Source organism: Nocardia sp. GCM10030253, from assembly GCF_042675075.1.
Taxonomy (GTDB): domain Bacteria; phylum Actinomycetota; class Actinomycetes; order Mycobacteriales; family Mycobacteriaceae; genus Nocardia.
In genome coordinates this window covers 400,841-425,860 of sequence record NZ_JBHTDL010000004.1, presented here as the reverse complement: position 1 = coordinate 425,860, position 25,020 = coordinate 400,841, and the positions used below count along the sequence as shown (strand labels likewise).

Below are 25,020 nucleotides of genomic sequence, written 5' to 3'. Positions count from 1 at the left end.
CGACTCATTCGGCGGTATTTTTCCGGGCTCGGACTACTGCAGCCTCGCCGCCGCGTCGGCATCGAGCAGCCAGGTGGTGGATTCGAGTCCCTTGGCGCCCGCTGCGGGAATATCTACCGGGTCGGCGCCCGCGAGCGCCGCCGCGACCGCTTCGGCCTTGGCCGCGCCGCCGACGACCAGCACAACGTGCCGGGTGCGGCGAATTGCGGGCAGCGTGATGGTTACTCGGACCGGGGGCGGTTTCGGCGAATTCGTCACCGCGACAACGACTTCGTGTTGTTCGCGGACCGCGTCGGTGTGTGGGAAGAGAGAATTGATGTGACCCTCGCCGCCCATGCCGAGCAGGTGCAGATCGAACGCGCCGTGTTCGGCCAGATGGGCGTGTACCGCAGCGGAGTACTCGGCAGCGGCCTCGATGGGATCGGGGTATTCGCCGTCGGAGGTCGCGACCGGGTGGACGCGGGCGGGATCGACCGGGACGTGATCAAGCAGGGCACGGCGGGCCTGCAGGTCGTTGCGTTCCGGGTCGCCTGCCGGGACGAATCGTTCATCGCCCCAGAAAACATCGAGCTTCGACCAGTCGATGGCGCCGGGCGACTTGCGCACCAGTTCCAGCAATGCGATGCCGGTACCGCCGCCGGTCAGCACCACCGATGCTGATCCGCGCGCAGCCTGGGCCGCCGCGACGACCTCGACGAATCTGGTCGCGGCGGCAGTCACCAGCGCGTCGGTGTCGGAGAGGACTTCGACCGTATCACTCATAGGTCACCTTCTCGATTCCGGCGAGCGCCTCCGCGTAGATATCGTCGGCATCGAGCCGTCGCAGCTCCTCCGCGAGGCAGTCGCGAGTTTCCCTGCGGGCCAAGGCGATTCGCTGGACGGGATCCCCGGTGCGGGTGAGTGTCGCGGTGCGGCCGGTCTGTGGCCTTGCGATGGCTATCGAAACCGACGGCCGGTGCACCTCCACTCGCAGCTCGCCGGTGCGCCGCTGCACGGGGCAACCGAGCCGTGCGGCCAGCCAGCCCGCGAGCATGTCCAGCGCGGGTTCCTCGCGCAGCCCGGACACCGTTACCGATTCGACCGGTTCATAGGGCGGTTCGTCCATGGTGGCTGCGAGCAGCGCCCGCCAGTAAGTGATCCGGCTCCACGCCAGATCGGTATCGCCGGAGGCGTGGAAATCGCGCCGCTTCTTGATCGTCGCTTGCGGATCGGGCGCGAAGGTGGCATCGGTGATGCGGCGAGTAGCCAAGCGCCCCACCGAATCCTTGGACGGGAACTCCGGGGCGCCGCGCGGCCACCATGCGACCACGGGCGTGTCGGGGAGCAGGAACGGGATGACGACGCTGCTCTCGTGGTTGATCAGTTCGCCCTGCAGTCGCAGCACGATCACCTCGGCGGCGCCCGCGTCACCTCCGACACGGATCTGGGCGTCGAGGCGCGTCTCGGCTTCACGATCGCCACGGGCAAGAACAACCACCCGGCAAGGGTGTTCGCGGCTGGCGTCATTGGCGGCGTCGATGGCGTCTTCGGCCTCGGAGCTGTCCAGCGTGCACACCACCAGGGTCAGCACCCGGCCCATGGTGATCACACCGTTGCTTTCCCGCAGCCGCACCAGCCGTTTGGTGACCTCGGAGGTGGTGGTTTCGGGCATGTCGACGATCATGGCCGCCGCCATTCGCGCCCGGTGCGGGCGAGTATCTCGTCGGCCGACGACGGACCCCAGGTCCCCGCCTCGTACGGTTCCGGCTTCCCGTCAGCGGCCCAATGCTCGAGCACCGGATCCAGAATGCGCCAAGACAATTCGACCTCCGCGTTCACCGGGAACAGGGACGGCACCCCGAGCAGCACGTCGAGGATCAGGCGTTCGTAGGCCTCGGGGGAGGACTCGGTGAATGCCTCGCCATAGCTGAAATCCATATTGACGTCGCGCACTTCCATGCCAGACCCCGGCACCTTCGAGCCGAATCGAGTGGTGATGCCCTCGTCCGGCTGCACCCGGATGACCAGGGCGTTCTGACCGAGCTCCTCGGTCATCGTCTGGTCGAACGGCAGGTGCGGCGCCCGCTTGAACACCACTGCGATCTCGGTGACCCTGCGGCCCAACCGTTTTCCGGTGCGCAGGTAGAACGGCACGCCTGCCCAGCGCCGGGTATCGACCTCGAGGGTGATCGCGGCGTAGGTCTCGGTGCGCGACTGCGGGTCGAAACCCTCCTCGTCGAGCAGTCCGACCACATGCTCGCCGCCCTGCCAGCCCTCCGCGTACTGCCCGCGGGCTGTGGTCTCGTCCAGCGGCTCGACCAGCTTCGTCGCCGAGAGCACCTTGATCTTCTCGGTTTGCAACTGGTCGGGCTGGAAGCTGATCGGCTCCTCCATCGCGGTGAGCGCGAGCAGCTGGAGCAGATGGTTCTGGATGACGTCGCGGGCGGCGCCGATACCGTCGTAATAGCCTGCGCGCCCGCCCAATCCGATGTCCTCGGCCATGGTGATCTGGACGTGGTCGACGTAGTTGGCGTTCCAGATCGGATCGTAGAGCTGGTTGGCGAAGCGCAGTGCCAGGATGTTCTGCACCGTTTCCTTGCCGAGGTAGTGGTCGATCCGGAACACCGTCTCTTCCGGGAACACCCCGTTCACCAGTGCGTTGAGCTCCTGAGCGCTTTCCAGATCGTGCCCGAAGGGCTTCTCGATCACCACTCGACGCCACGGCTTGTGGCCGTTGACATCGGTGCTGGACGGTTTGGCCAGTGCGTGCTCGGAGAGCTGGTCCAGCACGACCGGGAACATATTCGGCGGAATCGAGAGATAGAAGGCGTGGTTGCCGCCGGTGCCGCGCTCCTTGTCCAGCGTCGCCAGCGTATCGGCGAGCTTGGCGAAGGCCGCGCCGTCGTCGAAGGTGCCCTGCACGAACCGGATTCCCTCGGCCAGGTGGTCCCAGACCTCCTGGCGGAAGGGTGTGCGCGCGTGCGCTTTCACCGCCTCGAGTACGACTCGGGCGAAATCCTCGTCGGCATAGTCGCGCCGCGCGAAGCCGACCAGCGCGAAGCCGGGGGGCAGCAGCCCCCGGTTAGCGAGGTCGTAGATGGCCGGCATCAGTTTCTTGCGGGACAGGTCACCGGTGACGCCGAAGATGACCATGCTGCATGGTCCCGCGATGCGGGGGACCCTTTTGTCCCGTTCGTCGCGCAGCGGGTTCTTCCAGACCGCTGCCGCCGATTTTCCTGCCGCTGCTGTGCCGGCCATCCCGATCAGTTGCTTCCGGAGGTTGCGGCGTTCAACTCCTCGGCGGTGGCGGAAAGCAGCTCCGCCCAAGACTTCTCGAACTTGTCGACGCCTTCGCGCTCCAGCACGTCGAACACGTCGTCGAGGTCGACGCCGACCGCGGCGAGCTTGTCGAAGACGCCCTTGGCGGCCGCGGCGGTGCCGCTGATGGTGTCGCCACGGATCTCACCGTGGTCGGCGACGGCCTCGAGGGTCTTCTCCGGAAGCGTGTTCACCGTGTTCCGCGCCACCAGCTCGGTGACGTACATGGTGTCGGAGTACTCCGGGTTCTTCACACCGGTCGATGCCCACAGCGGCCGTTGCCGATTCGCGCCTGCCGAGGCAGCCAGGTGGGCGTAGGTGGAGGTGTGCGCGCCGCCGTCGAACACATCCTGGTACTCGGCGTATGCGAGGCGGGCGTTGGCGATTGCCGCCTTGCCGCGCAGTTCCAGGGCCTCGGGCGTGCCGATGGCTTCGAGGCGCTTGTCGATCTCGGTGTCCACCCGGGACACGAAGAAGGAAGCGACCGAATGGATCTTGGCCGGATCGTGGCCTGCGATCTTGGCCTTGCCGAGGCCGTCGAGGTAGGCGCCCATCACTGCGCGGTAGCGCTGCACGGAGAAGATCAGCGTCACGTTCACGCTGATGCCTTCCGCGATCACCGCGGAGATTGCGGGCAGGCCGGCTTCGGTCGCCGGGATCTTGATGAACAGGTTCGGCCGGTCGACGATCTTCCACAGCTCGACGGCCTGGGCCGTCGTCTTCTCGGCGTCGAACGCCAGCCGCGGGTCGACCTCGATGGAGACGCGGCCGTCGACACCACCGGACGCCTCGAAGACTCCGGCGAGCACGTCACACGCGGCGCGCACATCGTCGGTGGTGATGGTGCGGATCGCGGCGTCCGCGTCCGCACCCTGGGCGGCAAGCTCTTTCACCTGCGCGTCGTAGGAGTGGCCCTGGCTGAGCGCACCCTGGAAGATCGTCGGATTGGTGGTGACGCCGACGACGCTGCGGGTGGCGATCAGGTCGGCCAGGTTGCCGGATTGGATCCGGTCCCTGGACAGATCATCGAGCCACACCGAGACACCGGCCACAGAAAGAGCTGCGGTGTTTTCGTTCTGTGCCATGAGCGCTTATCCCTTCACGTTCTCGAGCGTGCGCTGCGCGGCGGCAACGACGTTTTCGGTGGTGAAGCCGAACTCGCGGAACAGGGTCTTGTGGTCGGCCGAGGCGCCGAAGTGCTCGATCGACACGATCTCGCCCGCGTCACCGGTGAACCGGTGCCACGGCATCGCGATACCGGCCTCGACGGCAACCCGAGCGGCGACCGCGGGCGGGAGCACCTCGTCCCGGTAAGCCTTGTCCTGTGCGTCGAACCACTCCACACACGGCATGGAGACCACGCGGGTTCCGATGCCCTGCGCCTCCAGCGTAGTGCGGGCCTCGACCGCGAGCTGAAGCTCCGAACCGGTAGCGATAAGGATTACCTGTGGGGTGCCGGTGGAGGCCTCGGCCAGGATGTAACCGCCCTTGCGGACGCCCTCGTAGCTGGTGCCCTCCTGGATCGGCAGATCCTGACGGGTCAGTGCCAGCGCGGAAGGGCCGTCCTGGTGCGGGAGCTCCGACACCGAGAAGTGCGAGGTGTGCTCGCTGCTGTCGCGCTCGAGGATGGTGCGCCAGGCGTAGGTGGTCTCGTTGGCGTCGCCGGGGCGGACCACGTTCAGGCCCGGGATGGCGCGCAGCGCGGCGAGGTGCTCGATCGGCTGGTGCGTCGGGCCGTCCTCGCCGAGGCCGATGGAGTCGTGGGTCCACACGTAGGTGACCGGAATCCGCATCAGCGCGGCCAGGCGGACCGCGGGGCGCATGTAGTCGCTGAACACCAGGAAGGTGCCGCCGTAGGGGCGGGTCGGGCCGTGCAGCGCAATGCCGTTCAGAATCGAGCCCATAGCGTGCTCGCGGACACCGAAGTGCAGCGTGCGACCGTACGGGTTGGCCTTCCACATACCGGTCGAGATCGACTCGGGGCCGAAGCTCGCGGTGTCCGGCATGGTGGTGTTGTTGGACTCGGCGAGGTCGGCCGAACCGCCCCACAGCTCCGGGAGCACCGGTGCCAGCGCGGCGAGCACCTTGCCGGACGCCTTGCGGGTGGCCATGCCCTTCGGATCCGCGTCGTAGGTGGGCAGATTCGCGGCCCAGCCGGCCGGCAGCTTCCGCTCGGCGAGCCGGTCGAACAGCGCCTTGTTCTCCGGGTTGGCTTGCGCCCACCCGTCGAACTGCTGCTGCCAGGCCTGATGCGCCTGCTTGCCGCGCTCGATGACCGCGCGAGTGTGCGCGATGACCTCGGGTGTGACCTCGAAGTTCTGCTCCGGGTCGAAGCCGAGGATCTTCTTGGTGGCGGCCACTTCGTCGGCACCGAGTGCGGCACCGTGCGCGGCGCCGGTGTTCATCTTGGTGGGTGCCGGGTAGCCGATAATGGTGCGCAGCACGATGATCGACGGCTTGCCGGTCTCCGCCTTGGCCGCGTCCAGCGCCGCGTCGATCGCGATGACGTCCTCGCCGCCCTCGACCACCTGGACGTGCCAGCCGTACGCCTCATAGCGCTTGGCCACGTCCTCGGTGAACGCGATGGTGGTGTCGTCCTCGATGGAGATCTTGTTGTCGTCGTAGATGACGACGAGGTTGCCGAGCTGCTGGGTGCCCGCGAGCGACGACGCCTCGGAGGTGACGCCCTCCTCCATATCACCGTCGGAGGCGATCACGTAGATGAAGTGGTCGAACGGGCTGGCGCCCGGCGCGGCATCCGGATCGAACAGGCCGCGCTCGCGCCGCGAGGCCATCGCCATGCCGACCGCGGAGGCCAGACCCTGGCCGAGCGGGCCGGTGGTGATCTCGACGCCGTCGGTGTGCCGGAACTCGGGGTGGCCCGGGGTAAGTGAGCCCCACTTGCGCAGGTGCTTCAGATCGTCCAGCTCCAGACCGAAACCGGCCAGGTAGAGCTGGATGTACTGGGTCACGCTGGAATGTCCGCAGGACAGGACGAAACGGTCCCGGCCGACCCAGCTGGGATCGGTGGGGTCGATCCGCATCGTGCGCTGGTAAAGGGTGTACGCGAGCGGCGCCAGGCTCATCGCGGTGCCGGGATGGCCGTTTCCGGCGTTCTGTACCGCGTCCGCGGCCAGCACCCGTACTGTGTCGACGGCCTTGGTGTCCAGATCCGTCCAGTCGTCCGGGTAGTTCGGCTGAGTGAGGGCGCGGATGTCGTCTGTGACTGACACGACCGAGGTTCTCCTGACATTGGTTTCGTCGACGGTGGTGGTTACTGGCGGCGGCGATGACGCGCGGCGGCGGCGAATGCGCACCGGTGTACCCCAACTACCCTAGATGTGCCCGATGACCGGCTGGGCGGGAACCCGGCTTACGGGTCCTGAATCGGGCGCTCCGATCCCGGCGTGCGCCATTTCGTGCCGTCGAAGGGGTCGATTCGCGGCCGTGTACCGACCGGTCGCGCCGGGCTTTGCGCGCGGCCGCGCGAGGGGGCGATGGGGGGAACACCACCGGCGTGGGTCTACCATCCTCTGTAGTAGTAGCCGCGCCGTGCAGGTCGCGCGCTGCTTGTTCCATTGCCGGATGTGATGCACAGCGTGCGAGGAGAGACAGTGCGGATTGGGCAACAGCCGGGTGGCAATGGTGCGCACGGCTCCTCCGCGACGGCGCTGGCCGACCGGTTCACTGGTGATGGTCTGCTGTCCCGAATCCTGCGGAAACCGCTGGCCTACATTGCGCTCACCAAGCCGCGCGTCATCGAACTGCTGCTCGTCGCGACCATTCCGACGATGCTGCTTGCCGACCGGGGCACGATCGATATTCGCCTCGTCCTCGCGACGCTGTTCGGCGGCTGGATGGGCGCGGCCAGCGCGAACACGCTGAACTGTGTGGCCGACGCCGACATCGACAAGGTGATGAAGCGGACCGCGAAACGCCCGCTCGCCAGAGAAGCCGTGCCCACCTCGCACGCCTTCGTCTTCGGTGTAGTGCTCGGCATCGGGTCCTTTGCCTGGCTGTGGTGGCAGGCGAACCTGCTCAGTGGCGTGCTTGTTGTCGCGACAATCCTGTTCTACGTCTTCGTCTACACCCTCGGTCTCAAGCGCCGCACCTCGCAGAATGTGGTGTGGGGCGGCGCCGCAGGCTGCATGCCCGCCCTGGTCGGCTGGTCCGCTGTCACCGGCAGCATCGGCTGGCCCGCGATCGCCCTGTTCGGCGTCATCTTCTTCTGGACGCCGCCGCACACCTGGGCGCTGGCCATGCGCTACAAGGAGGACTACCGCGCGGCCGGGGTGCCGATGCTGCCGGTGGTCGCGACCGAGCAGGTGGTGACCAAGCAGATCGTCATCTATACCTGGCTCACCGTGCTCACCACGCTCGCCCTGGCACCCGCGACCGGCGTGATCTACACCGCCGTCGCGCTGGTGGCCGGAGCGTGGTTCCTGCTCATGGCCCACCAGTTGTACTCAGGCGTGCGGCGCGGCGAATCGGTGAAGCCGCTGCGACTGTTCCTGCAGTCGAACAACTACCTGGCCGTGGTGTTCTGCGGTCTTGCGGTGGACTCGGTGCTCGGCTGGGACACCATCGGCAGCTTCTTCGGCTAGTCGTCTAACGGTCGGCAGCGGCGTGCCGAGCGATGTATCCATCTGGCCGGACTTGGACGATAGTGCCGTCGACCGCGTCGTAGGCGGCAAATGCGTGGCCGTCGACATCCACCACATAACGGCCGGTCGCCATGTCGCCCGGGCGGACCACCGTATACGCCCGCACGCCCGGCCGGCGCGACGTCAGGGCGCTGACACGCTCGGTTACGGCAGCAACACGATAGAGCCGGTCGTCTTCCGTCCTTCGAGATCGCGGTGCGCCCGGGCGGCCTCGGCAAGGGGATAGGTCGCACCGATCCGGACGTGCAGTGCGTCGTCGGCAATCGCGGAGAGGATATCGCCTGCGCGCCACAGCAATTCGGCGCGATCGCGGGTGTAGTGGACCAGGCTCGGGCGGGTGACGAACAGCGAGCCCGCGGGATTGAGACGCTGCAGATCGAATGGCGGCACCGGCCCGCTTGCCCCGCCGAACAGCGCGAGCATGCCGCGTATGCGCAATGAGGCCAGGCTGGCTTCGAAGGTCGCCGCGCCGACACCGTCGTACGCGGCGGCGACACCGACACCGCCGGTGAGCGCCCGCACCTGGTCGGCGAGATCGTCGCCGTAGCGCAGGACCTCCGCCGCCCCTGCCTCCCTGGACAGCTTTTCCTTCGCATCGGACGAAACCGTGGTGATGACTCGAACCCCGCGGTTGGCCGCAAGCTGGGTGAGCAGCAGGCCGACACCGCCCGCGCCCGCGTGCACCAGCACAGTCTCACCGGGTTCGGGCTTGTAGACCGACTCGATCAGGTAGTGCGCTGTCATGCCCTGCAGCAGGGCGGAGGCGGCGACCGGCGGGTCGACCCCGTCGGGCACGGCCACCGCGACCGCGGCATTCACCGCGACACGTTGGGCGTAGCTACCCGGCGCCGCCGCCCAGGCGACCCGGTCGCCGATGGCGAATTCGGTCACGTCGGCGCCGACCTCGGCCACGACCCCGGTGCCCTCCGCGCCCGGTATATAAGGCACTGCCTGGGGGTATCGCCCCGTGCGAATATAGGTGTCGATGAAGTTGATCCCGATGGCCTCCGTGTCGACCAACAGCTGACCTAGGCCGATCTGCGGGTCCGGAACCTCGACGAACTGCAGGACCTCGGGACCGCCGTGCTCGGAAACCTGAATCGCGCGCATGAGATCCGTTCTACACCCACAGCCGCTGGACCTGAACGTACCGGTCAGTAAACTAACTCCCATGAGTGCTCCTGTCGCCCCGACCCCAGTGCAGCTGTCGGGCTCCCTCGTGGACTCCGTCAAGAGATTCGTCGCCGAGCACGGCGGCTCCGCAACCGCCGTCCTCCAGCCGATCGGCCGACTGGGCGTCCGCGTCACCCTCGTCGGCTCCGACGGCATCCTCGGCGACCAGGTCGTCCCCGACCTCGCCACCGCCAAGGAGCTGATCGCCACCATCGACGGCCTCACCGAGGCCGACGAATGGAACCGCGAGCTGACGTCCATCGTCACGCCGCGCAAGGGCCACTGGGCAAAGATGGCAGGCTGGGTCGCCCGCCAGACGCGTTTCCCGAAGGCGCGCAACGACTCCTGAGCCTGGTCCAGTCGCGTACTCACGTGTGGCAGGTAATGCCACACGAGTAGGCGAGACGCGGTTGAACGACACTCGCGAGTTCGGCGCCTGGGCTGATTGGATCGGCATGCCGTGCCACACGTTGTCGGAGGTCCTCAGCGCAGTGACCGCCGAGGGGCGCACGGACTCCGTCGCGTGAGCGCCGCGTGGTGCGAAGGTAACCGGCGTGGTCAGCTTGTCCAAGGCGGTCGATCTCATGTGGTCGAGGTGATCTCGTACCAGGGTCCGTCGATGTGGATCCAGGTGAAGTTCGCGAGTCCGGGCGCGGGGAGGCCGTTGGGTGCGTACGCCCAACCGCTGCTGTTGGTGTATCCGGCGCCGTCGGCGTCGATGAAGTAGACGACGCCGTCATCGGTTTCACGGACCGAGATGATGTCGATGGGGCCGATTTCCAGGTCCTGGCGCGTTGTTTCCGGCCCGGCGAGGAGTTCGGCTGCCACCTGCTCGAACTGCGGGCGCAGGTCGGTGAAGCTCCGTGGCGGTATCAACGCCGCGGTCGTTGCGGCGATGAGCACCACGGCCGGGATCGGCACGATCCACCACGACCATCGCCGGTCGTATCCCAGGACGTACAGTGTGCGAATCGCCCAGATCAGCATCGACCCGGTGAGGACGAGCAGAGCGAGCCCCCCGCACAGCAGGGGGTCCAGCCAGTTCAGGTCACCGAATCGGGAGGGCCACCAGTCGTAGTAGAGACAGACCAACACACCGATGGAGAGGGCCGCGAAGCCCCCGAGTCGCGGGCCGGGAGGTTTGCTCTGTCGGCGGGCGCTCACCGACTGCGGCGAGAGCGGCTCCGGATTCGTCATCGGCTCACCGTAGGCCACTCCACCACTCCGATGTCGTCGGGCCCAATCACCTACGTTCACAACGCACGTCAGCACCGCACGGCAACGACACTGCCGCCACCGCCGCCCTCACAGATGGGCGAAATGCATTGCACCGTGGCCCCGTTGGGACCTCCGCCTTGCAAGAAGGATGCCGTGCACATCGCTGCCGCCGTTCGGTGTCGACCTGGCCGTCACCGAGTGGATGCTGCCGGTGGCCACGTACTGCTGCGTTGCCCAGCCACCGCATGGGAAATGTCGAGGACGGACCGCGCGAATTCGGCGGGGTGGGCCAGGGGTAAGTAGTGACCCGCTCGCGGGGTGATGAGGAGTCGGCCGTTGGTGCTCGCGGCCAGGAATCTGCGTTCGTGGGAGCGGAAGTGGTCGCGACTGCCGTTGATCAGCCACAGGGGACCGGGGTACGCGGCGAGATTGGTGAGCGGGTCGAACTGGGTGCTTGCTCGAATCACATCGGGGATGACCTCGGTGGCGATCCCGCCGAGTTTGATCGCCGCGGCCACCTGCGGTGGGAGCATGGCGTCGAAGATGCGGCCGCTGGCTCGCTCGCCACCGTCCGGTTGCCTGGAGAGTACTCGATGGATCAGCGTGAACGGAGTCGTAAATCCTCGATTGGGCACGCAGCTCGCTCCTGCAACTACCAGCCCCGCTACCCGCTCTGGATGGCGAGCGGCTGCGGCGATGCTCACGTATCCGCCGAGAGAATGTCCGACCACCACGGCGCGGCCACCCACGTTGTCCACTGCTTCGGCGACGGTATCGATGGCGGCGGCCAAGGTGAACTGTTCGCCGCGACGCGCGCCGTGGCCGGGCAGATCGACGGCGGCAGACGGGTGCTGGCCGAGCTGCTCACGTACCACCGACCAGGACATACCGCTGAGCCGAATGCCGTGCACGAATATCAAAGGAAGACTCATCCCAACTCCAATCAACAACGCAACGTTGCGTTGCATTTGACGGTATAACGTCGGGCAGTGCAACGCAACGTTGCGTTGTAGTATCGAGCGGTGAGCGAACAAGGAGCACGTGCCTCAGGAGGGCCCCGGCAAGCCTCGGCGATTTTCGCCGCGACCCTCGATCTGCTGGCAGAACAGGGTTATGAAGGTCTGGGGATCGAGTCGATCGCCAGCCGCTCCGGTGTCAACAAGACCACCATTTACCGGTGGTGGCCTTCCAAGGACGCGGTACTGGCCGCCGCGCTGGTGCACTCCGATCTGCTTGCTTTCGCAATGCCGGATACGGGCAGTCTGCGCGGCGACCTCCTCGCGTTGACGCGGGAGATCACCCAACTGCTCACCGGAGAGCAGACCGCGCCGATCGTTGCCACCGTCCTCGCCGCCGCACCCCGCAGGCCAGAACTGGCGGCAGTCGCGCACACGTTCTTTGCCGAACGGCTCACACGTGAACAGCCGATGTTCCAGCGCGCGATCGAACGTGGCGAACTGCAACCCTCGGTGGATCCCGCCATGATCATGGATCTGCTCGCCGGCGCGATTTGGTTCCGGATCCTGCTGCGCGATCAGCCGATGACTCCGGAATACCTCAGCAGCGCAGTCGATCTCGTATTGCAGGGGACCGCCGCTACGCGCTGATCAGCGACCGGAAGCGCAGACAATCGGGCAACTGTGCGCGATGGGCGGAACGCTGGTTTCAGGGTGCGGGTTCGAACCACACCGACCCATCCGCCAGTGCCTGCTCGATGCGCAGCAGTTCGTAGTCGGGCAGTTCCGGCAACGCGGACACGTCGAACCAGCCGACTTCCAGCGACTCGTCGTCGTTGACCCGTGCCTCGCCGCTGATGGCTCGGCACCGCATCGTGATGTCCATGAACTGGCAGATATCGCCGTTCGGGTAGGTGTGCGGCGGCATGGCGCGGACGATCACGATGCGCTCGGCGACACAGCGAACAGCTGTCTCCTCGTACACTTCTCGAACCGCGCACGCCGCGGGCTGCTCGCCGGGTTCCGGCATCCCTGCGATGACCGCCCACTTACCGGTGTCGGCCCGCCGCCCCAGTAGGACCCTGTCCTGGTCATCGAGGACAACGGCGCTGACCCCGGGCAACCAGAGCAGTTGCTGGCCCGCGTCGGCCCGGATGGTGTGGATGAAGTCGGGGGTTGCCATAGTTCCGACAGTAAACCGATCGACGGGAGTTCCCCGCCCGCAGTCGAGTTCGTGAATAGGCGCAAGCACTGATGAGGGACTGGCAGATGCGGGCGCAGCTCACCCCATGGTGTGCGACTCGGTCGAGTCGAGGTGATTCGCGGCAGCAGCGTATTTGTCCAACACCGAGTGGGTTTCATCGGTGGGTAGTGCGTCGAGGTTGAAGATCACGCGGTGCGCGCCGAGATCGGCCAGCCGGTCCAGGGCTTTCGAGGCGTCGTCGGCGGGCACAGCGGTGGTCACGACGACGGAAACGTGCATCTGCCCGCGCCCCTTTTGCTCGGCGAGGTCGTTCAACTCGGCGATCCGGTGCGCGAGCTTGTCGATGGCGGCGACCGAGGACACGAACGGCATCCATCCGTCGGCGTAGTCGACCACGCGCTGGAGCACGGTGGGGCCCATGCCGCCGATGAGCACGGGCGGGTGCGGGTGCTGTATCGGTTTGGGCCACTGGAACATCGGATCGAAGTCGACGAATTCGCCATGGAATTCCGCCTGTTCCCGCGTCCAGAGCTCCTTGATGGCCAGAACCCGTTCGCGCAGCAGACGCGTCCGCGTCCCTGGGCGGGTGCCGTGGTTGCGGATCTCCTCGATATTCCACCCGGCACCGACCCCGAGCTCGAATCGGCCACCGCTGATCACGTCGAGAGTCGCCGCCTCCTTGGCCAGAATGATCGGATCACGTTGGGCGACAAGCGCGATCGCCGTCCCGATCCGTACGCGTTCGGTCACCGCCGCGATAGCCGACAGCGCGACGAAAGGGTCCAGCGAACGGAAGTACGCGCGTGGCAGCTCGCCGGAGCCGTAGGGCGTCTCCCGCGCGACTGGAATGTGCGTGTGCTCGGCCAGGAACAGTGCCGCGAAACCGCGTTCCTCGACGGCCCTGCCGAACTCTGTCGGGCTGATGCCCTCGTCGGTCAGGAACGTGCTGAACCCGATTTCCATACCTGCTCGATTCTGTGGACAGCGGATCGTTCTCGTGCGGCAGAGCCGGCCCGATGGTCCAGATGAACATCAGGCCGACGGCCCCCAATGGATGTGGGGGCGATGGCCTGACGAACACCGGCCCGATGCCGAGAAGGCACCGGGCCGACGTCGAACCGGGCCGACAGCCGCACCCGCAGTCGGCGGGGTCCGCTGCTCAACCATGATCAACCCGGCGCCCACGCCTCGCGGCGCCGCCCCCGCGTTCAGGAGGGGCTGGACACTCAGACGGCCGCGCTCAGCGCCGCGAACTCCTCGTCCGTGAGAGTGATGGTCGCGGCCGCCGTGTTTTCCTCGACGTGGGCAACGCTCGAGGTACCCGGAATGGGCAGGATGACCGGCGACCGGCGCAGCAGCCAGGCCAGCGCCAGCTGGGACGGGCTCGCGCCGTGCTCCGTGGCGAAGGTGTCGAGCGGGCCGCCGGGCCGGGCGAGTTCACCGGTCGCGATGGGGAACCACGGGATGAAGGCGATGTTCTCGGCCGTCGCGTAATCCAGCACGTCTTCGGCGTTGCGGTTGGCGAGGTTGTAGAGGTTCTGCACCGAGACGATATCGGCGATCTCGCGGGCCTGCTTCAACTGCTCGACGGTCACCTCCGAGACGCCGATGTGGCGGATCTTGCCCTCTTGCTGCAGCTCGACGAGCGCGCCGAGTTGATCGGCGAGCGGGACGGCCGGATCGATACGGTGCAGCTGGTACAGATCGATGCGCTCGACGCCGAGGTGGCGCAGGCTCAAATGCAGTTGCTGGCGCAGGTATTCGGGCCGGCCCACCGGCCGCCAGTCGCCGGGACCGGAGCGAGTCAGACCGCCCTTGGTGGCGATCACGATATCGTCGGCGTACGGATGCAGAGCGAGACGGATGAGGCTCTCGCTGACGAACGGGCCGTAGGAGTCCGCGGTGTCGATGAAGTTGACGCCGAGCTCCACGGCGCGGCGAAGGACGCGAACGGCTTCGGCCGGGTCCTTGGGGTCACCCCAGACGCCGGGGCCGGTGATCTGCATGGCGCCGTATCCGAGGCGATTGATCGGCAGGTCGCCGCCGATGGTGAAGGTGCCCGAAGCGTCGGCCGGGCGAGACGTTGTCTGTGCGGTCATACGGTAACTCCCTGATCAAGTCGTCGATTCATCGAATGTCGCGCGTATGTCGTGGTGTGAGCGGCGTGGATCGCACGGTGCACCATTGCCAGAACGCATTGTCGGCCTCGTCTATGCCCGGAACTCGGTGTGGCATCAGGTCGAGCCGAGATCCAGCGACGGATCGGATGTCGATTGTGGCCCGCAGGCGGCCGCGGTTGGCGATATGCTCGCATCTCGTCGACCTAATTCACGGGGGTGTGGTGTCGCGTATCTTCCTGAGTCATTCGAGCCGCGATTCGCTGCGGGCGCGCGCGCTGAAGCAGTGGTTGATCGAGCAAGATCCGAGTCTGGCGGACGACATCTTCCTCGATGTGGATGTCGATACCGGGATCTCGACCGGTGTGAAGTGGAAGGACGCCCTGCGCGACGCGAACACCAGGTGCGAGGCGGTGATCGTGCTGCTATCGCCCGAGTGGGAGTCTTCGGGCGAGTGTATCGCGGAGTATCGAGTCGCCGAATATCTGCACAAGCCGATTTTCTGTGCGCGACTCGAGCCACTCACGAGCCGCGAAAAGACCGGGGAGTGGCAGCAAGTCGACCTGTTCGGCACCGGAAAGTCGATCACGGTGACGGTTGGAGGCGACCATGTTCGCTTCCTCGAAGATGGTGTGCTGCGGCTGCGGAAAGGGTTGTCCGACGCCGGGATCGGCGCGGAGCACTACGACCGGCGGTTTCTGGTCCTGGATATCGTCCGACCCGAACGCGCCGCTGTCACAGGCGATCACGGGCTCGCAGCGGCGATCCACGCAACGCGGATGGAGCTCGAACTTACCGACATGACCCGTCAGGCTGTCGAGTCGGTCTGTCTGTCGGATGTCGACAATCTGCCCCGTATCGCCTCCTTTTGGCAGCGCAAACAACACTGTGGCATATGGCTGTTGGAAGATCCGCGTCTGAGCGAGGCCGAAAGGCTGGCCACGAAGGCACGATTGGGCGATCGGTTTCCCGCGGTCCCGAAGCTGCTGGAGGCGTCGCGTCGGCGGGAGCACAGGCGGCGAAAGTCGGCCCGCCGACGAATGCTGATCGGCCGCACCGTCGTAGCGGTGATCGTTCTTGTCGCGGCCACCGCTGTCGTCGGATTCGTGCAGGCGAGCAACGCACGCGACAACGCCGACGCGCGTACCCGCGAAGCGATCGCGCGACGTCTGCTCGATCGAGCACCGCGCATGATCGAGGGCGATCTGCCAGGCGGTGACCTGCGGGGTCTACAGGAAATGCTGACCGCCTACACGCTGCATCCCGAGTCGACCGAAAGCGGAATGCTGGCCGCCGTCGTCGGCACGCCGCACCTGCGAAAGATCACCAGCATTCCAGCACTTCGCAACCGACGGGCGACATTCAGTGTCGACGGGCAGCGCGTCGCGGGCGGCGTCGGCACTGCGATCGAGGTGTGGAATGTCGATACCGGCGAACTAGGCCACTCGATGCCGGTGTTCAACATTTCGTTCAGTCCTAAGGGCGATGTCTTCGCCTCTGCTGGAATGGATCACGCCGTCATCGTGTGGCCGGTGCCGGGCAAGTGGCGCGACATCTTGTGCGCGAAACTGTCGGCCAATATGAGTAGGAAACAGTGGAAGGAATGGATCTCTTCCGAGAGCGACTATGTCTCGGCATGTCCGGGGCTGCCCATCGCCGCCGACGAGCCGTAACTGTATTTCTTGTGGCAATCGAATGAGTAGGACGCATGACGAACGACGATGAGATCGTTCAAGAGATCTGGGCGACTCGTGTCTGCTGGTCGAGGACGGCCGATCGGCTGAAGAAGCGGGTCGACACGGCACGCGCGGCGGCGTTGATCCTCAGCGGTCTCGGCGCGATCGCGACGACGATGACCGCGACACTGTTGAGTTCGGCGGGCGTCGCCCGAACGATCGTCGGTATTGTCGGTGCCGTCTGCCTGGCGTGCGCCACCATCACGGCCGCGCATTTTCTGACTCCCACGGCAGTCCGCGACTGGACGCGAGCACGAGCCGGATCGGAGGGCATCAAGCGCGCCGTCTATGAGTTTCGTGCGAGTGCCGGATCCGGTATTGCCGAGCTGCGCGGCAGTGTCACCGAAATCCACACCGCGGCAGCGGATCTGCTGCCGGAGTTCGTGCAGACCGCCGTCGTTGTCGAAGCGGCGCCGAGGGCGCTGACTCCTGAGGAATACATCAGCGATCGGGTGCAGGCCCAGATCGACTCGTACTACCGTCCGATGGCGCGCGCGAGTGCTGTTCGTTCCCGGCGGCTGCGTCGGGTCGGCTTCGCGCTCGGTCTCCTCGGCACGATCGTCGCGGCGGTCGCGTCGGTAGTGCCGGGTAGCGGCGCGACGGCGCTCGCGCCATGGGTTGCCGCACTCACGACGCTGAGTGGCGGTGTCGCTGCCCATCTTGTCGCCAAGCGATATGACTACATGATCATCACCTATCTCGCCACCGCCAGTCGCTTGCAGAGACTTGTCGAGGACTGGCGGCTCGGCGCCGCGGCCGACTGGCACGGGTTCGTTCGCTCCTGCGAGGACGTTATCGCCACCGAGAACAACGGCTGGATATCCAAATGGTCCGAACCCGAAGGCGCCCAGGGCCGTTAGTCACGATCCTCTGGTGGTGAAGGCGACATCGGTCGATGCGCCGAGCCCGGAGACCGCGGCCTCGACGGCAGGGCGCAGCAGTTCGGTTCGGTCTGTGCCGATCAGTCCGACGAGCATGGCCAAGCAGATCTCGGCCGCGTCGCCGGGGCGTGGTACGTCCGTCTCAGCGAACACGTCGGTGAGCATCGCGAGCAGTTCGGCGGTGAAGTCGCGGCAGATGTCACCGCTCAATCGTGCTTGCTCATCGAGCAATTCGGCGGCGTGCGGGGAGTCGGCGAACGGGCCGGTGGCGAGATCGAGCTTGGCCGAGAGGATCCCGTACACGCGATGCGCGACGGGGGTGTGCCCGGCCGCGGCAACCTTTGCCCGTTGTAATGCCTGGTTGTGCAGGCGTGCGCTCAGCTGGCGGACCGCGTCCTCCTTGTTGCGCACGTATTGATAGACCGCCGACCGTGACATGCCCATTTCACGGGCGATGTCGTCCATCGTGGTGCGCCGCACGCCGTAGCGCGCTAGGCAGCGCCGCGTCGCGTCGAGCACCTCGTCGGTCCGGTCGGCGGCCATCGCGGTCAGTCCAGTGCTTTGAGGAGTTCTGCCGCCAGTGGCGCCGACGACGCGGGGTTCTGGCCGGTGTAGAGGTTGCGATCGACCTCGAGGTGCGGAGCCCACGGCTCGCCCTCGCGGAAGTCCACGCCCAGGTCGACGAGCCGATCCTGCAGCAGCCACTTGGCCTTGTCGGCGAGGCCGGCCTGTGTTTCCTCGGCATTGGTGAAACCGGTGACCCGGTAGCCCGCGAACGGGGAGTCGCCGTCGGTGGCGGTCGCGAGCAGTGCGGCAGGTGCGTGGCAGACGACGCCGAGCGGCTTGCCCGAGGCCAGCGCAGCATTGAGCAGCGCGCCGGAGTCGGTGTTCACCGCCAGGTCTTCCATCGGGCCATGCCCGCCGGGGTAGTAGACGGCGTCGTAATCGGCGAGGGCCACGTCCTCGAGGCGTATCGGCTGCCGCAGTTCGGATGCCTCGTCGAGCACTTTCGCGATCTCGGCCGCGCCCTGCTGGCCGCCGTTCACCTCGGGCGCCAGGCTGCCCTTGTCGACCGTCGGTACCACGCTGCCCGGGGTGGCGACCACGATTTCGTGGCCTGCCGCCTTGAACGCCTTGTACGGTGCGACCACTTCTTCGGCCCAGTAGCCGGTCGGGTGCTTGGTGCCGTCTGCCAGCGTCCAGTAGTCGACGCCGGTCATGACGAAAAGGATCTTCGACATCATGTGCCTCCTGTTCGGTGATTCGGTCGACGTGCTGACATTTCGTAGACAGATCGTCAGTTCGTCGCTAGGACCACGGTAGGCAGCCAATCATCGGAGCACCAATAGGATTGGCGATAAGAGACATCGAAATTCTGATAGCTCGGGATGGCGCGCCGGAACCACGATCGCGGCATGGTGTCCGGCTACCTGGAGCACCGGACGCCGACTGAAGCCGAGATTCCCGCCGAGCGGACGATGATCCGCTTCAGCACCCGGCCACCGGTCGGGCTACGCCGACTGAGCGGCGGATTCGGGCACAGTCGCCGGGACGCGTTCGCGGCTGCGCAGCGCCGCCCAGAGGGCGGCGGTAGCTGCGGTGCAGGCGGCGGCGCCACCGACGTGGATCGCCACAAGGGCGGCGGGCACGTCGGTGAAGTACTGGACGATGCCGATAAGCGACTGGGCGCCGACCAGCCCGAGCAGGACGAACAGGCGGCTGCGAACGGCGGGGGTGATGCCGGCCGCGAACAGCCCGAACGCCAAGCCGATGAGTAGGGCCAGGTAGCCGACCAGTAGTTGCGAGTGCAGGTGGACCAGGGTGACGATCTCGACCTGGAGCCGTTCGACCTGCCGCTCGATGCTCTTGTCGCCAGCGTGTGGTCCGGCGGCGGTGACCAGGGTTCCCGCGATAAGTACCGCGGCGAGGGCGACGCCGCTCAGAATGGTGAGCCAGCGCAGTGGCGCAGGGGTCTGGATGACTTCGATGCCGTCGTCGGGCTCGCTGACCTTCGCGAACATCACGACCGAAACCCAGACCATGAGCATCGACACGAGCAGGTGCACGGAGACGGTCCACCACAGCAGGCCGGTGCGGACGGTCATGCCGCCGATGATCGCCTGCAGGACGGTGCCACCCGGCATCAACCACGCGTACACCAGCACCTCGCGGCGGCGACGGGCGCGGGTGACGGCGAGCACGATGAGTGCGGCGCACAGGGTCACCGCGAAGGTAAGCAGGCGGTTGCCGAATTCGACGGTCTGGTGCAGTACCGGGACCTCGGAGACGCCGATCGGTGTGAAGCTGCCAGGAAAGCACTGCGGCCAAGTCGGGCACCCTAGACCAGAGGCGGTGACGCGGACGATCGCGCCCGTGACCGCAATGCCTGCTTGCGACAGGATGACGGCGAACGCGATCCAACGCTGCACCTGCAGAGCGGGGAGCGGAAGCTTGTCGACGAGTCGCAAAAATGCGCGATACAGCACGCAACGATGGTAGCGGGACAGGTTGGGGGCCGAGCACCCGGTCTACTACATTCCGTCGTTGGTCGGCTGCGCGTTAGTCGAAGCGGAAGAAGCGCGTCGCGAGTAATGCGGAAATCGCGCCCCACGCGGCGAGCACGGCGATGCCGAACCAGTCGACGCTGCTGCGCATCGCGTCTTCGAGGGTGACGGCCAGCGCACCCGAAGGGACCAGCCGAGCCAGCACGTTCACCGCGGTCGGCAGATCATCGGAGGCGAACACGATGCTGGCGATGCCGAGCATCACGAACCACAGGATGTTGGCCAGGGCGAGCACGATTTCCGCCTTGAGGGTGCCGCCGAGCAGCAGTCCCATCGCCGCGAAAGTCGCTGTCCCCAAAGCGATCACCAGCGCGCCGAGCGCGAGTCCGCCGAGGTCCGGCCGCCAGCCGAGCGCGAATCCGATGGCGCCGAGCAGCACGGCCTGCAACACCACCACGATCAGCACTGCCGCGCACTTGCCGCCCACGATGCCCCAGCGCGGCAGCGCGGTTGCGCCGAGACGCTTGAGCGCGCCGTATCGACGGTCGAAGCCGACAGCGATGGCCTGACCGGTGAACGCGGTGGACATGACGGCCACCATCATGACCGCTGGCACGAGTTTGTTCACCCGATCGTCGCCGAGATCGCCGAAGGGCAACAGGCTCAGCCCGACCAGCAGCGTGATCGGGATGAACATGGTCAGCAGCAGCTGTTCGCCGTTGCGCAGCAACAGGATCAGTTCGAGCCTGGTCTGCGCCCGCATCATCGAGACCCAGCTGTTCGGGCGTGGGTCGGGGGTGAAGGTGCCGGGCGTGAACCGGTTTTCGACAAGGTCGGGCTGGTTCATCCGCGTAGGTCCCGTCCGGTGAGTTCCAGGAAGACGTCTTCGAGGCGGCGCTGGTCGATTCGGATGTCGGTGGCCAGCACGTTGACCCTGGCGCACCACGCCGTCACCGTCGCGAGCACCTGCGGATCGATTTCACCCTCCACCAGGTACGAACCCGGCGTGGTCTCGCGTGGCGAGAAGCCTTCCGGCAGGGCCGTTTTCAACAGCTGGAGATCGAGTTTCGGTGGGGCGGAAAAGCGTAGCTGCCCGGCGGCGCCGTGCGCGGTCACTTCGGCGGGCGTGCCCGAGGCGACGATGCTGCCGTGATCGATGATCACCAGCTGGTCGGCGAGTTGCTCGGCCTCGTCCATCAGGTGGGTGGTGAGCAGGATGGTGACCCCGTCGCGACGCATCGCGTCGATCAGTTCCCACACGATGAGCCGGGCCTGTGCGTCGAGACCCGCTGTGGGTTCGTCGAGGAACACGATCTCCGGACGGCCGACCAGCGCACAGGCCAGCGCGAGCCGCTGCTGTTGACCGCCGGAAAGTCGGCGGTAGGGCGTGCGCCGGTTGTCCTGTAGGCCTAGGGTTTTCAGCAGCCATTCGGGATCGAGCGGGTCGGCGGAGTAGGCCGCGACCAGGTCGAGCATCTCGCCTGCGCGCGCGCCCGGGTAGGCGCCGCCGCCCTGCAACATCACGCCGATGCGTGGTCGAAGTCGATCGGAGTCGGCGATCGGATCCAGGCCGAGTACGCGCACCGATCCGGTGTCGGGCGTCACGAAGCCTTCGCACATTTCGACGGTGGTGGTCTTGCCCGCGCCGTTCGGGCCGAGCAGCGCGAGCACCTGCGCCCGTTCGACATCGAAGCAGATCCCGTCGACCGCGGTGATCTCGCCATAGCGCTTGACGACACCGTCGATGCGTACGGCGGGTCCGGAGGCTGCGGTCACGATGACACACCGTAGGACGTCGGCTGCTGTGACGGAGCCGACACCCCCGACTGGCCGCGCCACGGCAGCGCATTGCGGGTGATCACGATGAACAGCAGGCAGACGATCACGGTGACGATCGCTGAGCCGACAATCTGGAAGACCTCGAATTCACCCCCGCGCGGCATCTGCAGGACGCTGACGATCGCCGAGAACAGGATGGCGGGCACGCGGAAGATCGGGCGGGTCGCCCACGCCGCCAATGGCACGATGGCCCAGAGCAGATACCAGGGCTGTACCACCGGGAACAGCAGCACGATCGCGCCGAGCGAGACACCGAGCGCCCCGACCGGATGCAGTCGCCCGGTACCGGTCGCGACCAGCATGCGCACCGTCACAAAGGCCGCCACCACCGCCGCGATCGGCCGGGTAATGCTGAGCAGAGCCGTGGTGTGGTCGCCGAGGCCGAGCAGCACGCCGCCGAATCCGGTGACGATGCCGATAGCGGTTGGTAGCGACATCCAACTGCGTACCGCACTCGCGGTATTGAGCGTATGGATCCATCCGAACCCGAGGCCGCTCAGTGAACTGATCAGAGCCGTGGTGCTGAGGGCGATCGCACCGAGTAGCGCGGCCGAGATGACGAGCGATCGGATACCGCCGCCCCACTTGCGGGCCAGCGCTACCCAGACGAATCCCATCGTGACAATCGAGGTGACCTTGATCGAGGAGGACAACGTGATGACCACCGCCCCGCCGATCAACAAAGCGTAGGCGCGTCCGTCGAACGGTTCGATGTCGATCGCGCGCAGGCAGAGCTCCAGTCCGGCGAGCATCAGCCCGAGCATCAACGCGTCGTTGTGCACGCCGCCGACGAGATGGAACAGCACCAGCGGGTTGGCCGCACCCAGCCACAGCGCGCTCACCGGTGCCACCCCGCAGCGTGCGGACAGTCGCGGTAGCGCCCAGACGATCAGCGCGACACCGACCAGGGCGAGGATCCGGTGCATCCAGACGCCCAGAATGATGTTGTCACCGGTCAACTCGGCGACGCCGCGTCCAACCCACAAGAACAGCGGGCCATACGGGGCGGGCGTCTCGCGCCAGATGTTCGGGACATTTCTGGTCAGCACATTGTCGTTCCCGAGCGCCTGGGCGGGTCCCATCTCATAGGGATCGATGCCGCGGGCGGCGATCTCGCTTTGCGCCAGATAGGAATAGACGTCGTTGCTGAACATCGGCGGCGCGATACAGAGCGGGACGATCCACAGCAGCAGTGTCCGGTCGAGCTGCGAACGGGTCAGGCGGTGAATCGGCGAACCACCCAAACCGCCTACCGCGAAACGGCCGAGCAGCAACCACGCGAGCACCACCATCGTGGTGCCGACCATGCACACGGCGAGCGATCCGGTGTGCGCGCGGCCGAAGATCGCGATGATGCGGATGCCCGAGGTGGGATTTTGCAGCACCGGTTGTGCCCCGACGCCGAGCGCGCTGATCACCATCAGCACCGTCCCGGTCGCGCCGAGCAGGCGAATCCGGTCGAGCTGCGCCATCTCCTTGCGGTCGAGCTCGGGCACCTCCGATTCGTCGCGATGCAGTACCGCGACAGAGTGATCGGCGGCTGGCGCGTCGAGTCCGAGTACCCGGCGTCCGAATGCCTTTGTGCCGCGCCGCGCGCGCTCGAGTACCGCCACGAGACGAAGCCTAGAGGAATGCGGGTGCTGCCACCGTGGCGGACGGTAGCCGACGATCCCGAGTCGTTGACCAGCGTCGGTGGAGCAGAATTGGCGGCATGGTTTCGGAATCGAGGCGACGGATCGAGGTCGCGGCGGCCGGGTTGCTTGCGCGGCGCGGGTATCACGGGTTCGGCTTGAAGGCATTGAGTGAGGCGGCCGGCCTGCCGTACGGGTCGATCTATCACCACTTTCCGGGCGGCAAGGAAGAGATCGCGGTCGCGGCGATCACGGGGACCGGGGTGGTCTCCGGGCGGCTGATCGCGCAGGCGCCGACGGATGTGTTCGCGACTACAGCGACGATGTTCGAATTCATGGTCGCAAAGCTGGCCGGTTCGGACTGGACCGACGGCTGCGCGGTGGGCACGCCCGCCCTCGACGGCGGCAGTGACGTGGATGCGGTGCGTTCGGCCTGCGGCGCAGCCTTCGAGGAGATCGAGCGCGCGTTCGCCAGCCTGCTGACCGAGTTGGGTTTGGCCGCGGGGGAGGCCGAGGAGCTGGCTACCACGGTGGTCGCCGCTTATGAGGGCGCCACGATTCTGGCTCGGGTGCGCCGCTCGGATGCCCCGTTGCGGACCGTTGCGGTGGCGATGGAGCGGTTGATCCGGATGACGCTGGCGGATGCGGGTGTTTCGAATGGCCTCGGTACGACTCGCCGCAGTGGCATTGACTAGAAAGAACGTTCTAGCCAGACTCGGACGATGAAGCGATTGACGTTGTCCGGACCCGGCGCGATGCGATGGGAAGAGGTGCCTGAGCCCGAGCTGACCGAGCCGGGTCAGGCCCTTGTCCGACCGGTGGCGCTGGCCACCTGCGATATCGACCCGGCGGTGCTGCGCGGGGCGTTCCCGCTGCCTGGGCCCTACCCGTTCGGGCACGAGGGTGTCGCCGAGGTCGTCGCGATCGGCGACGAAGTCCGCACCGTAAGGGTCGGCGACCTCGTCGTGGTGCCGTTTCAAATCTCTTGCGGTACTTGCGGCCCCTGCTTGCGCGGCCGAACCGGCAATTGCGCCGACCATCCACCGCTGTCCACCTTCGGGCTCGGCACCGTCGGCGGACTCGGCTGGGGCGGCCTGTGGGCCGACCTCGCGCTGATCCCGCATGCTGATGCGATGCTCGTGCCGCTTCCTGCCGGTGTCGATCCAGTTGCCGTTGCCAGCGCCAGCGACAACATCCCCGACGCATACCGTTCTGTCGCACCACAATTGGCGGACTACCCGGGCGCGGAGGTGCTGGTGATCGGCGGCCCTGCCGCCCCATCGATCGGTCTGTACGCGGCAGGCCTCGCAGTAGCCCTCGGAGCCGCGCGAGCCGTCTACCTGGATACGGATCCGGCGCGGCTGGAAATCGCGAGGAAGTTGGGCGCCGAAGTCATCGAGGGCGCCCGCGATGCTCGGGTGGGTCGCTTCCCGATCGTCGTCGAGGCGGCCGGTGGCGCCACGGCGCTGCGGGCTGCGATCAATGCGGCCGGATACGACGGATGGTGCACCAGCGTGAGTGTGCAGCTGAGTGATGTGCCGCTGCCGATCTTCGACATGTATATGCGCTGCTGCACATTCCACACCGGCCGTGCCCATGTCCGCCCAGCCATCCCCGCCGTCCTCGATCTCGTCGCCACCGGCCGTTTCGACCCATCGTTGGTGACCACGGCGACGGCCAAGTGGGACGAGGCTGTCGACGCGCTGCTGGAGACGCCCCTCAAACTTGTTGCGGTGCGGTGAGGTGATTCGGGGCGGGCGTCGTCGTGCTCGACCCGGGCCTCGAAGTTCCTGTAGTAGT

The 25,020-nt window shown here is 66.7% G+C and carries 24 protein-coding genes; 7 read left to right on the top strand and 17 right to left on the bottom strand.

What is annotated here, in order from left to right; genetic code table 11:
• Positions 1–33: 33 nt before the first annotated feature.
• From pgl to tkt, 5 genes are read right to left on the bottom strand one after another with little or no spacing between them, the layout of a single operon-like run.
• Positions 34–762, bottom strand: coding sequence for a 6-phosphogluconolactonase (pgl, locus tag ACFQZZ_RS06020; RefSeq protein ID WP_378675119.1), 729 nt, complete (start codon positions 760–762; stop codon positions 34–36).
• Entirely contained in the window at positions 755–1,663 is a 909-nt protein-coding gene (opcA, locus tag ACFQZZ_RS06015) for a glucose-6-phosphate dehydrogenase assembly protein OpcA (protein ID WP_378675116.1), read from the bottom strand. Before opcA ends, pgl begins: the two co-directional genes overlap by 8 nt.
• A complete protein-coding gene (zwf, locus tag ACFQZZ_RS06010) occupies positions 1,660–3,237 on the bottom strand; it encodes a glucose-6-phosphate dehydrogenase (protein ID WP_378675113.1) in 1,578 nt (525 codons plus the stop codon). Before zwf ends, opcA begins: the two co-directional genes overlap by 4 nt.
• 5 nt (positions 3,238–3,242) lie before the next feature.
• Entirely contained in the window at positions 3,243–4,382 is a 1,140-nt protein-coding gene (gene tal, locus ACFQZZ_RS06005) for a transaldolase (RefSeq protein ID WP_378675110.1), read from the bottom strand.
• Between the two features lie 6 nt (positions 4,383–4,388).
• Positions 4,389–6,530: a transketolase gene (tkt, locus tag ACFQZZ_RS06000; protein WP_378675107.1), complete on the bottom strand. Its 2,142-nt coding sequence runs from the start codon at positions 6,528–6,530 to the stop codon at positions 4,389–4,391.
• 381 nt (positions 6,531–6,911) lie between these two features.
• Here tkt and ACFQZZ_RS05995 point away from each other — a divergent pair, with 381 nt between their 5' ends.
• On the top strand, positions 6,912–7,901 hold the full coding sequence (locus ACFQZZ_RS05995) for a heme o synthase (protein ID WP_378675104.1): 990 nt from the start codon (positions 6,912–6,914) through the stop codon (positions 7,899–7,901).
• A gap of 204 nt (positions 7,902–8,105) precedes the next feature.
• Here the strand turns inward: ACFQZZ_RS05995 and ACFQZZ_RS05990 are convergent, their stop codons facing one another.
• The gene (locus ACFQZZ_RS05990; protein ID WP_378675101.1) at positions 8,106–9,071 is read right to left on the bottom strand and encodes a quinone oxidoreductase family protein; all 966 of its coding nucleotides are present in this window, start codon (positions 9,069–9,071) and stop codon (positions 8,106–8,108) included.
• Positions 9,072–9,132: 61 nt separating this feature from the next.
• Between ACFQZZ_RS05990 and ACFQZZ_RS05985 the strand changes: the two genes are divergently transcribed.
• On the top strand, positions 9,133–9,483 hold the full coding sequence (locus ACFQZZ_RS05985; RefSeq protein ID WP_378675098.1) for a hypothetical protein: 351 nt from the start codon (positions 9,133–9,135) through the stop codon (positions 9,481–9,483).
• Positions 9,484–9,716: 233 nt separating this feature from the next.
• On the opposite strand, the gene ACFQZZ_RS05980 is transcribed toward ACFQZZ_RS05985, so the two are convergent.
• Complete coding sequence (locus tag ACFQZZ_RS05980; protein ID WP_378675095.1) at positions 9,717–10,331, bottom strand: DUF1109 domain-containing protein; 615 nt, start codon at positions 10,329–10,331, stop codon at positions 9,717–9,719.
• Positions 10,332–10,543: 212 nt separating this feature from the next.
• Positions 10,544–11,284, bottom strand: a complete 741-nt coding sequence (locus ACFQZZ_RS05975; RefSeq protein ID WP_378675092.1) for an alpha/beta fold hydrolase — start codon at positions 11,282–11,284, stop codon at positions 10,544–10,546.
• A gap of 90 nt (positions 11,285–11,374) precedes the next feature.
• Between ACFQZZ_RS05975 and ACFQZZ_RS05970 the strand changes: the two genes are divergently transcribed.
• On the top strand, positions 11,375–11,959 hold the full coding sequence (locus tag ACFQZZ_RS05970; RefSeq protein ID WP_378675089.1) for a TetR/AcrR family transcriptional regulator: 585 nt from the start codon (positions 11,375–11,377) through the stop codon (positions 11,957–11,959).
• A 58-nt stretch (positions 11,960–12,017) separates the two neighbouring features.
• Here the strand turns inward: ACFQZZ_RS05970 and ACFQZZ_RS05965 are convergent, their stop codons facing one another.
• The 3 genes from ACFQZZ_RS05965 to ACFQZZ_RS05955 all read right to left on the bottom strand — a co-directional run bounded on the left by ACFQZZ_RS05965 (position 12,018) and on the right by ACFQZZ_RS05955 (position 14,611).
• Positions 12,018–12,491, bottom strand: coding sequence for an NUDIX domain-containing protein (locus ACFQZZ_RS05965; RefSeq protein ID WP_378675086.1), 474 nt, complete (start codon positions 12,489–12,491; stop codon positions 12,018–12,020).
• 99 nt (positions 12,492–12,590) lie between these two features.
• Complete coding sequence (locus ACFQZZ_RS05960; protein WP_378675084.1) at positions 12,591–13,475, bottom strand: LLM class F420-dependent oxidoreductase; 885 nt, start codon at positions 13,473–13,475, stop codon at positions 12,591–12,593.
• Between the two features lie 263 nt (positions 13,476–13,738).
• Positions 13,739–14,611 (bottom strand): aldo/keto reductase, encoded by an 873-nt coding sequence (locus ACFQZZ_RS05955; RefSeq protein ID WP_378675082.1) that lies wholly within the window; start codon positions 14,609–14,611, stop codon positions 13,739–13,741.
• Positions 14,612–14,853: 242 nt separating this feature from the next.
• Between ACFQZZ_RS05955 and ACFQZZ_RS05950 the strand changes: the two genes are divergently transcribed.
• Positions 14,854–16,302 (top strand): toll/interleukin-1 receptor domain-containing protein, encoded by a 1,449-nt coding sequence (locus tag ACFQZZ_RS05950; protein WP_378675079.1) that lies wholly within the window; start codon positions 14,854–14,856, stop codon positions 16,300–16,302.
• A 35-nt stretch (positions 16,303–16,337) separates the two neighbouring features.
• Positions 16,338–17,225 carry a DUF4231 domain-containing protein gene (locus ACFQZZ_RS05945; RefSeq protein WP_378675076.1) on the top strand — a complete coding sequence of 296 codons (888 nt, stop codon included), beginning with the start codon at positions 16,338–16,340 and terminating at the stop codon, positions 17,223–17,225.
• Here ACFQZZ_RS05945 and ACFQZZ_RS05940 read toward each other — a convergent pair whose 3' ends face one another.
• The 6 genes from ACFQZZ_RS05940 to mptB form a co-directional block, all read right to left on the bottom strand.
• Complete coding sequence (locus ACFQZZ_RS05940; protein WP_378675073.1) at positions 17,226–17,789, bottom strand: TetR/AcrR family transcriptional regulator; 564 nt, start codon at positions 17,787–17,789, stop codon at positions 17,226–17,228. It lies immediately after the preceding gene.
• A gap of 5 nt (positions 17,790–17,794) precedes the next feature.
• On the bottom strand, positions 17,795–18,487 hold the full coding sequence (locus tag ACFQZZ_RS05935) for a type 1 glutamine amidotransferase domain-containing protein (protein WP_378676402.1): 693 nt from the start codon (positions 18,485–18,487) through the stop codon (positions 17,795–17,797).
• Between the two features lie 270 nt (positions 18,488–18,757).
• Positions 18,758–19,732, bottom strand: a complete 975-nt coding sequence (locus ACFQZZ_RS05930; RefSeq protein WP_378675070.1) for a heme A synthase — start codon at positions 19,730–19,732, stop codon at positions 18,758–18,760.
• A gap of 73 nt (positions 19,733–19,805) precedes the next feature.
• The gene (locus tag ACFQZZ_RS05925; RefSeq protein WP_378675067.1) at positions 19,806–20,597 is read right to left on the bottom strand and encodes an ABC transporter permease; all 792 of its coding nucleotides are present in this window, start codon (positions 20,595–20,597) and stop codon (positions 19,806–19,808) included.
• Positions 20,594–21,526 (bottom strand): ABC transporter ATP-binding protein, encoded by a 933-nt coding sequence (locus tag ACFQZZ_RS05920; RefSeq protein WP_378675064.1) that lies wholly within the window; start codon positions 21,524–21,526, stop codon positions 20,594–20,596. The genes ACFQZZ_RS05925 and ACFQZZ_RS05920 overlap by 4 nt, the downstream gene beginning before the upstream one ends.
• Positions 21,523–23,202, bottom strand: coding sequence for a polyprenol phosphomannose-dependent alpha 1,6 mannosyltransferase MptB (gene mptB / locus ACFQZZ_RS05915; RefSeq protein ID WP_378675061.1), 1,680 nt, complete (start codon positions 23,200–23,202; stop codon positions 21,523–21,525). The genes ACFQZZ_RS05920 and mptB overlap by 4 nt, the downstream gene beginning before the upstream one ends.
• Before the next feature lie 98 nt (positions 23,203–23,300).
• Between mptB and ACFQZZ_RS05910 the strand changes: the two genes are divergently transcribed.
• Both ACFQZZ_RS05910 and ACFQZZ_RS05905 read left to right on the top strand, forming a co-directional pair.
• Positions 23,301–23,915, top strand: coding sequence for a TetR/AcrR family transcriptional regulator (locus ACFQZZ_RS05910; RefSeq protein WP_378675058.1), 615 nt, complete (start codon positions 23,301–23,303; stop codon positions 23,913–23,915).
• A 27-nt stretch (positions 23,916–23,942) separates the two neighbouring features.
• A complete protein-coding gene (locus ACFQZZ_RS05905; protein ID WP_378675055.1) occupies positions 23,943–24,962 on the top strand; it encodes a zinc-binding dehydrogenase in 1,020 nt (339 codons plus the stop codon).
• Positions 24,963–25,020: the final 58 nt, after the last annotated feature.

What these genes read in the sequence shown, in the direction of transcription:
- pgl (WP_378675119.1), bottom strand. Translation starts at nt 762, where the DNA reads ATGAGTGATACGGTCGAAGTCCTCTCCGACACCGACGCGCTGGTGACT.
- opcA (WP_378675116.1), bottom strand. Translation starts at nt 1,663, where the DNA reads ATGATCGTCGACATGCCCGAAACCACCACCTCCGAGGTCACCAAACGG.
- zwf (WP_378675113.1), bottom strand. Translation starts at nt 3,237, where the DNA reads ATGGCCGGCACAGCAGCGGCAGGAAAATCGGCGGCAGCGGTCTGGAAG.
- tal (WP_378675110.1), bottom strand. Translation starts at nt 4,382, where the DNA reads ATGGCACAGAACGAAAACACCGCAGCTCTTTCTGTGGCCGGTGTCTCG.
- ACFQZZ_RS05990 (WP_378675101.1), bottom strand. Translation starts at nt 9,071, where the DNA reads ATGCGCGCGATTCAGGTTTCCGAGCACGGCGGTCCCGAGGTCCTGCAG.
- ACFQZZ_RS05985 (WP_378675098.1), top strand. Translation starts at nt 9,133, where the DNA reads ATGAGTGCTCCTGTCGCCCCGACCCCAGTGCAGCTGTCGGGCTCCCTC.
- ACFQZZ_RS05980 (WP_378675095.1), bottom strand. Translation starts at nt 10,331, where the DNA reads ATGACGAATCCGGAGCCGCTCTCGCCGCAGTCGGTGAGCGCCCGCCGA.
- ACFQZZ_RS05975 (WP_378675092.1), bottom strand. Translation starts at nt 11,284, where the DNA reads ATGAGTCTTCCTTTGATATTCGTGCACGGCATTCGGCTCAGCGGTATG.
- ACFQZZ_RS05965 (WP_378675086.1), bottom strand. Translation starts at nt 12,491, where the DNA reads ATGGCAACCCCCGACTTCATCCACACCATCCGGGCCGACGCGGGCCAG.
- ACFQZZ_RS05960 (WP_378675084.1), bottom strand. Translation starts at nt 13,475, where the DNA reads ATGGAAATCGGGTTCAGCACGTTCCTGACCGACGAGGGCATCAGCCCG.
- ACFQZZ_RS05955 (WP_378675082.1), bottom strand. Translation starts at nt 14,611, where the DNA reads ATGACCGCACAGACAACGTCTCGCCCGGCCGACGCTTCGGGCACCTTC.
- ACFQZZ_RS05945 (WP_378675076.1), top strand. Translation starts at nt 16,338, where the DNA reads ATGACGAACGACGATGAGATCGTTCAAGAGATCTGGGCGACTCGTGTC.
- ACFQZZ_RS05940 (WP_378675073.1), bottom strand. Translation starts at nt 17,789, where the DNA reads ATGGCCGCCGACCGGACCGACGAGGTGCTCGACGCGACGCGGCGCTGC.
- ACFQZZ_RS05935 (WP_378676402.1), bottom strand. Translation starts at nt 18,487, where the DNA reads ATGTCGAAGATCCTTTTCGTCATGACCGGCGTCGACTACTGGACGCTG.
- ACFQZZ_RS05925 (WP_378675067.1), bottom strand. Translation starts at nt 20,597, where the DNA reads ATGAACCAGCCCGACCTTGTCGAAAACCGGTTCACGCCCGGCACCTTC.
- ACFQZZ_RS05910 (WP_378675058.1), top strand. Translation starts at nt 23,301, where the DNA reads ATGGTTTCGGAATCGAGGCGACGGATCGAGGTCGCGGCGGCCGGGTTG.
- ACFQZZ_RS05905 (WP_378675055.1), top strand. Translation starts at nt 23,943, where the DNA reads ATGAAGCGATTGACGTTGTCCGGACCCGGCGCGATGCGATGGGAAGAG.